At 31.9% G+C, this 12,576-nt stretch carries 3 protein-coding genes; all 3 read left to right on the top strand.

What is annotated here, in order from left to right; genetic code table 4:
• The first annotated feature begins 7 nt into the window (after nt 1–7).
• The 3 genes from U3G01_RS02180 to U3G01_RS03785 all read left to right on the top strand — a co-directional run bounded on the left by U3G01_RS02180 (nt 8) and on the right by U3G01_RS03785 (nt 12,515).
• Entirely contained in the window at nt 8–11,767 is an 11,760-nt protein-coding gene (locus U3G01_RS02180) for a DUF1410 domain-containing protein (RefSeq protein WP_255031101.1), read from the top strand.
• 405 nt (nt 11,768–12,172) lie between these two features.
• On the top strand, nt 12,173–12,382 hold the full coding sequence (locus U3G01_RS02185) for a hypothetical protein (protein WP_255031103.1): 210 nt from the start codon (nt 12,173–12,175) through the stop codon (nt 12,380–12,382).
• Nucleotides 12,321–12,515, top strand: coding sequence for a transposase (locus tag U3G01_RS03785; protein WP_419776287.1), 195 nt, complete (start codon nt 12,321–12,323; stop codon nt 12,513–12,515). Before U3G01_RS02185 ends, U3G01_RS03785 begins: the two co-directional genes overlap by 62 nt.
• Nucleotides 12,516–12,576: the final 61 nt, after the last annotated feature.

The raw sequence follows: 12,576 nt of genomic DNA on the forward strand, positions 1-12,576 counted from the left end.
GATAATTATGAAAAAAGCAAATCTAGAAAACCAAAACAATAAAACAATTAATAGTCATCTTACTAAAAAATTACTCGCCAGCAGCGGTTTTTTAACTGGTGCAATTGTTTCGCTCTCACCTTATCTTGCCAAAGTAATTACTCCAAAAACAATATATGTCCAAAATTTTGTTGCTGACAATGTAAGTCCTAATTCAGGTGATTTTAGTTTTAAACTTCAAGGAAAAACAAAACAAGACACAGACTGGGCTAAAAAAGCTGATTTAGAACTTGTTTATATTAGTCAAAAATCACGTTATAGTGTTAAAACTAAAGTTGAGTATGATCCAAAAACTGACACTTTTCATACTTATGCCGATAATTTACTTGGTGGTTCAATTTATGAATTACAACTTGTAGCTCCAAATAATCCGCGTTATTATTTTAGTTTTTCTAAAACTTCACAGTTTTTTTCTACAAAAAACCAAGTTGAAAAATTTAGTCATTATGATATTGAAAATGATACAATTTTGGATCTTGATCTATTTGATTCACAAAACTTACTCGATTCGGCTAATTTAATTTTGTACTATAAAGAAATTGGTTCAAATAAAATTCTTGAAGCAAAAGGTCAATTTGTTGCCAAAAATGACCAAAAACAAGCTAGTTTTGTGCTAAGAAATTTAGATCGCAACCAAAAATACGAAATTCTTGCCACCAAATATTATTTTGATGATCCTGATCAACTTTTTGATTTGGCAATTTCGCCTTTGGCTAATCGTTATTTTGCCCCAAGTCCAATTGCCGGTAAAATTTTAAATCTTAACCAAAAAGCCTACGGTCTAAATTCGGCTTTACTTGAGATTTCCCTAGCTTTTGAAAACAAAAATATTAAAATTAATCCAAATGAAAAAATTAATTTAGAATATTATTACAAAGACGAATTAGATAATTTCCAATTTGGAGTTGCAAATGATGTTGGCTTAATAGTCCAAAACAATAAAGTTTTTGCTAATTTAGATTTAAAACAAATTCCTGGAGGAACCAAATTCTGAATTTCACGAATTTGGAATAATTCTGGCTCTTTAGCAATTTCAACAAATAATAATCTTTCATTTATTTCAGCACCCGAAATTGCCCGAATTAGAACTTTTGTTGATGCAAATAACACCTCAAGTTTTGATATTAAATTTAATGACCAATCATTAATGCTAAACGGCAAAGAAGTAAAAATTAATTTCTTTGCTGATGATCAACCAACAAAAATGCTCTCAAGTTCAGCCCAAGTTGTTGGAAACAAACTATTTTCATTAGCAAAAAATTTACCAAAAGAAAAACACTTTACAATTTCATCACTTGAAATTGTCGAAAACGCCACAAATTTTGATGAAAGTGCTCAAGCACAAACTAGTCAAATTTTCTTTGCCCAAAATTTTGACCAAAAACAGAAAAAGTTCTTTACTAATGCAACAAGCGCAATGGTTGAATCAGTTGTTGTTGACCGAATCACCGAAGATCTTAGTCGTGTTAGTATGATTCTTGATTCAGTTGATGATTTTATCAAAGATAAAATTGCAACTTTATACTTTAAAGTCGCTGGATCAAGTAATTTAATTAAATCTGAAGCCCAAGCTTTTAAAATTAATGGCGACAAATTAGTTCTTAGTTGGGATTTAATTAACCTTGAACCTGGGACTAACTACTTAATTGACTCAGTTGGAATTGCTGATTCAACAAATGAATTTGTTAATAAATTATATTTAAATTTTGGGCCTAATATTAGTGCTAATAAGCTCAATTGAACTACCCGTCCGGCTGTTAGTTCAATTACTTATATTTCAAAATCTGACTCTGCAGTTGAGCTTAATATTGCTTTTAAAAATATTCTTGAATCTTTAAAAACAGTCAAAATTACTTATTCAGAATTAAAACCTGGTGGAGTTGCAAAAACTATTGGCGCAATTATTGAAAATAACTCAATAATTGCAAATTTAGAAGTAAATTCACTTGCAAAAGGGCAAGACTATTTAATTGAAAAAATTGAAATTGATGGCTATCAATCTTCAAAAGGTGATTCAGATATTCTAAAAGTTTCCAAAACAATTAGTCAAGCCCAAAAAATATTTGGAGTTCATGCGCCTTTAGTTTTAACTAAAATTGAAAATATTCAAGAACAACAAACAAGCGCTAAATTAAAAGTAACTTTTAGTCCTGAGACAATTAAGGCAATTGGTAAAGACAAAGTAAAAATTTACTATTCACTTGCTGGTTCTTCAAAACTTTTATCTGCTGTTGCTGAGGCAAATCAGCAAAATGCTGATAATTCCTTAACTTTTGACCTCAGCGATCTCGAAATTGGTTCAAAATACAACATTAATTCTGTTGTTTTAGTAAAAGAAATCGAAACCTTCCAACAAGGTCAAAACACACTAGTTTCTGAAAGAAACATTTTATTTGGCGATACAAATAGTGCTGTTGACTCAAATCAGACATCATTTTTTACCCAGAGCGCAATTGTTGAAGTTGGTTATGATAATTCTTATGAGCAACGTGTAATTGCTACTTTCATTTTAGCTGATGCAAAAGGTGTCTTTAATGGTAAAACTGCAACACTTAAATATAAATTAAAAGCAAAAAATGGGTCTGAAGAAGAAGCGAAACAAGCTAAATTCAAAGAAGGAAAAATTTCTACAAAAGTAAATTCTAACCGAATTTCATTTGACATTACCAACCTGTACAAACAAGGTCTTTACCAAATTGATAAAAATTCAATCGAAATTGGCGATTCCAGCCCTCAGACCGTAACAGCTCAAACTTTTGCCCGTACAAGAAGATCGGTTTCACTATTTGATGCAAGTCAAACTACAAACACAATTCCATTTAAAGATAATTTACTTGATTTACCAGAAAAATCAGAATTTTCTACTATTCCAAAAACAGCAAATGTAACAAAACTTGAACTAACAGATCGAACAAAAAACACTGCTAAATTTGAAATTGAATTTGGTAAAGAATTTAGCCAAATTCAAAACAACCCTGGCCAGTCTGAAAAACTTGATGATTTTCTTAATAAAAATAAATTAAAAGTTCGCTATAAAAAATATGGTGGCCAAGAAGAAGAACAAATCGTTGAAGCAAAAACTGATGTAGATAGCCAAAAAACTTCTTTTGAACTAACAGGTCTTGAAAACGGTCAACAATATGTAATTCTTGGCTTTGAACAAGTTCAAATTGAAGGTGAAGACAACAAAACACCAAAAGTTGATATTTATTTAGATGATCTTGATTTTTATAAGGATCAAATAATTGCAACTTCTGCTGTAATTTCAAAAATCGAAATTGACACAGAAGTTGAAACCCAAGCTCGACTCAGACTTGAACTCAAAGATGGCGGAAGATACACGGCAGGTAAAAAATTAATTGTTGAACTCGAAAAAATAGAATCAAGCCCTGGTCAATCTACAGGACTAACAGGAGTAAGCCAATCAAATTTAGTTCTTAGCGGCTCAAGTCTTAATGGAATTTACGATTTTACCTTTTTAAACTTAGAAAAAGCAACAAAATATAAAATCAAATCAGTTAAATTTGAAAACCCAGTTACTCCAACTAGCGATCCTGGTGTTGCGACTTTTGCTTCAAGACGTTCAAAACGAAGTTTAGATCCAGTTTTAGTTAATGTTGACTCTCAAAATATAGTCGAAGAAGAAATTGGGCTTCTTGAGACTGATACAAGTCTTGAGGATAAAAAATCATTTATAACAAGTGCTAAAAGCGCAATGATTGTCAAAATTGAAACTGAGTCAGTCACAACAACATCACTAAAAATTAAACTTACTCTTGATAATATTGATGATTATTTAGGCAAAAAACAAATTGAGCTTAGCTATAAAAATTTATCAACCCAAACTAGCCAAACTAAACAAGTTGAAGCAACTGTTGATCAGGCGGCCAAAACAATTAGTTTTGATCTAACCGGTTTGACTCCTGGAGACAAATACGAAATTGAAAACATTAAATTAAAAGAAGAAACTACCCAAGTACGAAATGAACTTGATCTAAAAAAACAAGAATTTAAATTTGAATTTGACAGATCACCTGATACTCAGGCCGGTTTTGAAAAACAATTTTTCTCACCAACACCAAATCTAGCCCAAATTAAGCCGGTTTCAACTTCAGAGACTTCTGTTCAAATTAATATTAAACTTAATGACAATGGCGCTAATTGAAATAATAAATTTTTACAAATTAAAATTAAATCAAAAGGAAACACGCCTGCTCAGAGCCAAACTCCAACTGTTTATAGCGCTGAAATAATTAACGGAAATGCGATTTTTGACATTAGTGGTTTAGAAAAAGCGGGTCAATACGAAATTGAGGAACTAAAAGTTCTTGATAGTTTGCCAAGTCAACCCTCAACAACTTCAATTCAAGGCGGAGCTGCCGTTGATGGTTTTGATAGTACTACTGCCCAACCAAATCCAAAAATAACTAAAGAATTTATCCTTGATGCTGAATCAGCAACAATTACTGATATTAGATATAAATCTGATAATACAAGTGCTGATATTAGTGTTAGTTTTGCCCAAGATGAGCAATTTTTATACCAAAGTGGCGCTAATACAAAAAGAAAACTTCAATTTACTTTCCAAGATAGTCAAACTGGCCACCAAGTTAGTGCCCAAAAAGAATTTGACTCTCCAGTTCAAAATACAAATCCAAAACTTGATTTTAGCCTTGATTCAGTTAGTCCAGGAAGTTTGTATGTACTGACAAAAGTTGAAGATATTACCCCAGAAGTTGATGGTGCCCCAAAAAGACTAAAAACTTTCAAATTCAATGACAATCAAGCCCAACCAGCCCAACAAACCACAACTCCAGAGGTTTTATCAAAACTTTATTTTGCCACCAAGCCAGAAGTAATTTCTTATTCAATTGATAAAATTTCTGAAACAAAATATTTGGCTAATTTTACAATTAGAGACCCACTTGCCGGAAGAAATATTACCCAAGGTGGTTTTGAAGGCCGTGATGTTAAAGTAAATTTACAAAAACTAGTTAATCCAGAAGGAACAGACCTAAGTACCCAGACAGGCCAAAATGTTGAAAAACAAGCAAAAATTCAAAATTCCAAAGTTAGTTTTGAACTTGAAAATCTAGAAAAAAATGCAATTTACAAACTCCTTAGTCTAACTTGAGCTGATATAGAAGAAACACAGCAAAGAATTTCTGGTACTGTTGCAACTCAGTACCAAGTTGATCCAACTACAAAAACTAATCCAAGAACAAATCAAAAATTTTCAGATTTTGCAATTAAAGTTAGTGATCCAGGGACAAATTCTAAAATTGAAGGAAGTGTTTCAGGAAATGGTCAAGTTGAATTTGGAAATCAATTTATTATCCAACCTGAATCAGCAAAAATTGTCAAAATTGAAATTGATGACAAAAAGGTTGATAGTGCAACAATCACTCTAACTTTTGATAATTCAGATCAGTATTTAAAACACGCAGACTATCAAGACAAATTAGAACTAGTTTATTACCAAACAGGTTCAATTGATGAAAAAACAGCCCCATTAAGTCTCGATAATGGAACTGCAGACGAAGTTAAATTTAAAGCTGAGCTTAGCAGTCTTGAAAAAGGAACCGGATTTCGTGTTTTAGGTATTAGACAAAAAGGTTCTAGTGGTGGTGGCTCAAGGCGTCGCCGAAGTACAACTTCAAGTCCAAATCTAAATTTTGTTTTTGACTCTACATTAACTGAAGACAGCAAAAAATTTGCAACTCTACCAATTGTTAATTCAATTTTACAATTTCGTAATGATAGAAACCCTGAAGATTATGATTTTCTCTTAAGTCTTAAAGATACTGGTGAGGTGTTTAAACAAATTCAAACAAGCCAGTCTAAATCAATAAAAGCAAAAATTCAGTACAAAAAGGTTGTCCAAGGTAATGAGGCAAAAGAAACAATCCAAGAAGTTATTGCCACTTTAGGAAGTGCCCAAGGGCCAGAGAAAGAATCAAATGATTCAACCGAACAAAACACAACATTTAAATTTACTCTTACTAAACTTGAACCTTTTGCCCAATATTATATTACTAAAATTGCTTATGATACAAATGATCAATTAAGCAATGTTTTAACTACTAAAAATCAAAATGATGGCGATGAAAATTCAGGACTCTTTAATTTTTCACCTCAGGCTGAAGAAAAACGGGCATTTTTAACTTATCCAGCTAAAGTTGAAGTAAAGTCAATTGAAATTCAACCTGACTTTAGTCAAAACAATGCAAAACTAACAATTAAATTTGACGAAAAATACAAAGCTTTTCTTGATACATACAATAAACTCAAAGTTAACTATACAAGTCCAAAAGGTTTAGGCCAAAGTGTTGAAATTGACAAAACTAACTTTGATTCAATAAGAAATGCAACCTCTCAAGAACCAATGGTTGAAGTAACAATTAATAATATTAATGAACCAGGAAAATATGTTGTTGAATCACTTGAATTTGCCGATGAAAAATCGACTTCAACTTTACTTTCTAGTTTAGAATTGCCACCTGTTGAAATTAAAGAATCAGTAACAATTGCAAAACGTAGTTTTTATACAAATACAAAAGTAGTTGCAATTCGTAAAAAGGCAATTTCAGAAACAACTGCAACAATTGAATTAGTAATTGAAGACCCAAATGGTTCATTTATTGGTAAAAAAGTAAAAGGAACTTTTACTTACCAGGCTAATCAAGCTAGTCAAACAAAAGAAGAAAGTGAAACAATTATTGCTGATGAAATTGAAAAAACTTCAAAAGTAGTTTTCCAATTAAAAGGTCTGTCTAAAAATACTGACTACAGCATTACTTCTTTAGTTTTTGATCAAAGTCAAACCCCTCAAGGACAAAATGCTGGCGGAGATACTAGCCAATTTAATAATCAACAAAACATTGAATTTAATGACGAACAAATTAAAATAAATGCTAACGCAGACTCAAGCCAGCCCCAAGAAGTTGCTGAAATTAAACAATTTAAAACAACTTTTGAATCAGCAACAGCTCTAGGAATTACTTACCAATTAGATCAAACCCAGGATGGTAAGCCTTGGCAAAAAGCAAAAGTTAGAGTGTTTTTCTCAAGTCAGGACAAACCACTTGAAGAAAAGTTGACAAAACTTAAATTAGTTTATAAATCTTCAAAACAAGGAATTTCAAAAACATCAACAACTTTTGTTAATGCTAAATTATTGTCAACTCAGACTCAACAAGGTCAGCCACAACAAAATTGATTAAATAACCAACCAGATGAGGCTCATTATTATTATGAATTTGATCTTGATAATTTAGATGCGGGAGCCCAATATACAATAATTGGTCTTGAAGATGAAGCTGAAAAAATTAAAATAATTATTCCTGACCCTAATGCACCAATTGCAGTTAATTTTTCATCCCAAGCAAGTCCTCAGTCTTCATTTAGTTTTAATACTGCGCCATTAATTACAAAAATGACTTATGTTCCTAGTGAAAAAAGTATTAAATTAATTTTAGCTGTTGAAAACTCACAAAAATTAGACTTTTCTAATCATAGAGCCACTATTAAATACAAAAAACTTGAAAATAATCCAAGTTCTTATGGCTGGCAAGATCCAACAAGCAAAGGTAGCGGCAATGATTTAAGTGATACGGTTGAGACAATCACAGTTAGAGTACCTCAAAGACAACAAGACCCAACTAACCAGGCTAGTCAACAACAAAATGAAGAAAATTTTGGAATTACCTTTTTGGAATTTGAACTAGGAAACCTTGAAAAAGGTTCTTGGTATTTAATTGAAGAAATTAGTCTTTCAACTAGAGGGGCAAACCCGACGCCCTTAAGTCTTTATCTTGACAAAGAAAAAATGGAACCTCAAGATAAAAAAACGGAAACATCTGAATTAGAAAAATGACAAACAATTGTTAATACAACAATTGAATCAACAACAATTCAAAATGTAACCACTTCAACGACAACTGGTTCAAATATAAGTGTTGATAACAAACCAAAAAATACTGCCCAATTAACTTCTGGACATTTCCAAATTGATCTTGATAGTACTGATCTAGTTTTCCTAAAAGATAAATATAATATTCAACTTGAGCTTGAATCAGTTGAAAAGAAAATCTTTTATACTGAATCTAAAGAAATAACTGACACAAATACAAGCGCTGGTGCTGGACAAAATACACAAATTATTCTTGAAGCTAAAGGTCTTATTCCTGGAGATAAATATACAATTAAAAATTATATATTTAATTTAAAAGAAGGAGACCAAGAGAATTTTGCCGTTCGCTTACCACAAAAATTAAAAGTAACTCCACCTGATAATAATGATAGCATTGATTTAAAAACTCAAAATGCAATTAAAGCAATTAAATATGATGCTGTCTCAGAAGGAACAACTAATATCGATGTTGAGTTTTACAATAATAATGGTGAGCTGAATAATAAACAATTAGAGTTATCAGCTGAAATTGACGAACATTTTGGAAATAAATATCTCCCTAAAAGTTGAGGAGACGCTGATAAAAAAGTAACTAAATCAAGCACTTTAACTCCAATAGACGGACAAATTGTTTCAACATTAAGATTTGAAATTACTTCTGGACTTAAAAAAGCGAAACAATATATTATTAAGTCAATTAAACAAAAAGATGCAACTCAGGGTGGCATAGGAGCTCAAGCTTCATCTGGTGGTGCTGGCGGAACAGCAATTACTTTTGATACCCCAATTAAAGAAGAAACAGCATTACAACGTAAGTTTTATTCAAAAGCTGAAAAAACTAAATTAATTAATACTACAATTAGTGATGTTACAACCGATTCAGCAACAATTACGCTAGAATTTGACAAAGATGATGCTTTCTTAAAAGATGATCTTGTTACTTTGTATTTAGAAAAAGGTGATAAATCCCAATCAATTGGTGCTACAACCTTAATTACCACCCCTACTAACTCATCAGGCGGTGGCGCTGCCGGGACTGGGACTGGTCAAGATAAATTACATGCTACTTTTAAATTTTTAAATATCCTTGAGCCTGGAATAAAATACAAAATTAATGCTCTAACATCAAAAACTGTCGATCTTAAAGTTGATGATGCTTCAAAAGTTCAAAATCCTAATTTAGTTGCTGGATGGAAATTTGGTTCTACTCCAGCCGCTTCAACTTCTTCAACTACTTCAAGCACCTCAGGAAACCAAGTTATTCTTGATTTTATTACTCAGCCTTTAATTACAAATATTATAAAAGAAACAATTGAAGACGATCATGCTAAAATTAAACTTGAAGGTTGAACTCAAGATCTCCAAGATGCTGGCTTTAACCCTAAATTTACTGTAACTAAAAAACAATCAACCCAGCAGCCTCAGCCTCAGCCTCAACCTCAACAATCTCCTGGATCTGGTACTAGTGCCGATACCAAAACAGGAACCAAGGAATCTTCTACTCCGCCAGAAACAAATTCAATCACCTTCAAAGTTGAAGGTCTTGAACAATTTACCGAGTATAATAATATAACTCTAAAATTAGAAAAATCCCAAACTCCCGGATCAGGATCAGGAACTTCAAACAATCAACAAAACCAACTTAGTCAAGATTTTACAGTTCCATTTGCTCCCGAAATTGCCTCAGGTGCAAAGCAATCTCTACGAGAGTTTCGTACTACGGCTAAAACATTGAATTTAACGACTTCAAATCCCGTTAGTTTAGATCCAATTTCAACTTCTGCTGTCAATATTTCAATTAAACTAAAAGATGATAAGCAAGCAAACTCGGTTGCTGATGTCCCATTTGTCCTAAGATACAAAAAGATTTTTCCAACTTATGAAGCTGATGTTATTGATTCAACTACTAATCCGGTTTTAATTAATGTTCAAGAGCAAAAATTCACATTTAATGTTCTAAATCTTGAGCCTGGAGCTATTTACGAAGTTAAAGAAATTGTTCCTTTTTATGAGGATAAACACCTAAAAGAAAATCACAATATTGTTGATCTTAAACCTAGTGAGCAACTTTTAAAATATTTAAAAGATGTTGAATCCTTACCAATTAAATCTAATGCTAATCCCGAAAAAATATACTTTTCACCGCTAAATGTTCCTGTTAAATTAGAGCGTGCTTGATCACATCCACTCAGATATGATTATTATGAAGGCGAACAAGTTTATATTAAATTTAACAAGGAAGCAGGTACTGCAATTACACTTGATTGACTAAAACAAAATCTCAAACTGGAATTAATTCCCCACCGTACTCATATAGGGCAACGCACACATGGCCAACAAGATGTTACAAAAGAACTAAGTGAGGCAGGCACCTATCAAGAGAAAACTAAAGGTGAGTTTAACACTAATGTTACTTTGTCGAATTTAAAATGAGATCCAGAAAAAACTACCGCTACCTTAAAAGTCCAACCAAGATCATTAAAGTCCATTGTCGCTGCGACAATTAAAATCACAATTAAGGATGTGGATAATTATCACCTTAACCCAACACAAGAACTTTCCGCTCCTACTACTACTCCCGCACCTGCCCCTGCTACGCCTGCTACTACAGCTACCCCTTCTACTACACCAGATAATTCTCAGTCTATAAGTTTTAGACTCCAATCAAGTGCTGTAATGGTTACCCCTACTAATGTTGATTATATGAATCCAGGACTAATTGGATTTAGTTATGCAATTTATGATCCTCTTGATTTAATTCAAAAAACGGGAAAAGATTACAATCCTTTTGGCGAGTTCCCACATTTAACTCCTTATAAAGAACAAGATTGACTAAAAGTCATTATTAATAAACAATTTAATACTACTAAATCCGAAGCCGCGCTCCAAGTCCCTGATAAAGCAATTTTTAATAACATTAAAGGGAAAACAAATGCGAAAAAAAGTTGAGAAAATCCTACCGTTTTAGATATTCCTGAAGAGCCGGTTGCAATTAGAACAAAAACTGATAATAAATATAATATAAAATATTTAACACTTTATTGGCGAATTAATTCTAATACTGGAACATTTGAAGTTCCTGAAAAATTTAGAGATGCAAAAAAACTTTGGTATCCTGCCGGAAAACTCGTTCATTTGCCAATTTCACTTCAATTTAAAAATGATTCTTTATCATCTTTATCTTCTTCTTATTCCTTTGTTCTTAATTCCCCTTATGCTAATCCAGGACATATAATGCCTTGGGCTTCTACCGCTGATCCGCATGATGCAGACTCAATTATTGGCTCAGGAGTAAATTATCGACAATTATGAAATCAAGGTTGAACAAAACACAAAGATACATCTCAGCTAATACCGCGAATTAATCTTTTTGAAAAACATATTTCTAAAGTTTTTTGGTCTTCGCCTTCATTTGAATGGACAACCAACGATAAGGATCTTAATACTTTCTTTTATCTAAACCGTAAAGTTCCGGTATTTACTGATTACGCAAAAACAAAAAATTATAAAATTAATACTGGAATACCTCGAAATGACTTGCGCAACAGAACCGATTTTCAAAATGGTAAAACCTGAGACATTATGTATGTTCATCATAGAGAAAACCACGTAAAAAATCCACCAAATCTTGTACACACTCAAATGAAATGAGATCATTTTTGACAAACCAATTCTGCGCCAGATTTAGAAAACAAACCACATAAATCTTCTTGAATAATATCTATAACTAGCCCTTCAGGCAAACCTTTATTATACGATCCAATTAATTATTATGCAATGTTAGGTCCTTTTGAACCACCTGAACTGCCAGAATAATTTTAAAATATAAATAATAAAGAAAAGAACAGCGTGTTTGCTGTTCTTTTTCAAATTAAAAATAAAAATACAACAATCTTGAGTCCCGAGTTTCCCAGTTTGAAGGCAAAAATTCACTTTTTAGTGAATATAAATATGAAAAAACACCCGTAAATCAGTGTTTTTTGACGCTAAAACCTTAATTCTTTATTATTTTAAAATTAACCTTTTGTAAAAAAATGCTTGGTTTAAATTAGTAGAAAAAATTCAGACAACTAGTTTTTTATTTATTCTTTAGAGTTAAAACAATAAAAATCAACATAGTCACAAATTTTATTAGACTTCAAAATTTTTACAGGAATATTAAGTATTTTGTGTTTTTAAGGTAAATCTGTTTTGATAAAATTTATCATAAAGGACCAAAATATGAAAAAGCAGCAACAAAATTTATTGCCATATGACTTAGTAGCTAAAGAAATTGTTAGCAAATACGATGATTATAAAAAATTAATAAAAGAAGACTTTCACAACCAAATTTCTCATATATTTAAAAATTTGCTAGCCGATCTTAAACGTGGAATTAAACCAACATTTAGGCTATGAAAAAAGCAACCGAAGCAAAAATGGTGCGCATAGACCCAATAAGCGAAACGGGTTTTCGCGAAAAACTGTGAATTATAATAGTAAAAATATGCATCTAAAAATACCAAGAGATCGAAATGGCACTTTTGAGAACAAATTCATCGGTAAATACGAAACAAAAATTTAGTCAATATCGAAGAGCCAGTGTTTTCGCTTTTTGCATCAGGGATGTCATATGAAAATATCGC

This window comes from Mesomycoplasma ovipneumoniae, assembly GCF_035918255.1.
In the GTDB taxonomy this organism is placed as follows: domain Bacteria; phylum Bacillota_I; class Bacilli_A; order Mycoplasmatales; family Metamycoplasmataceae; genus Mesomycoplasma; species Mesomycoplasma ovipneumoniae_A.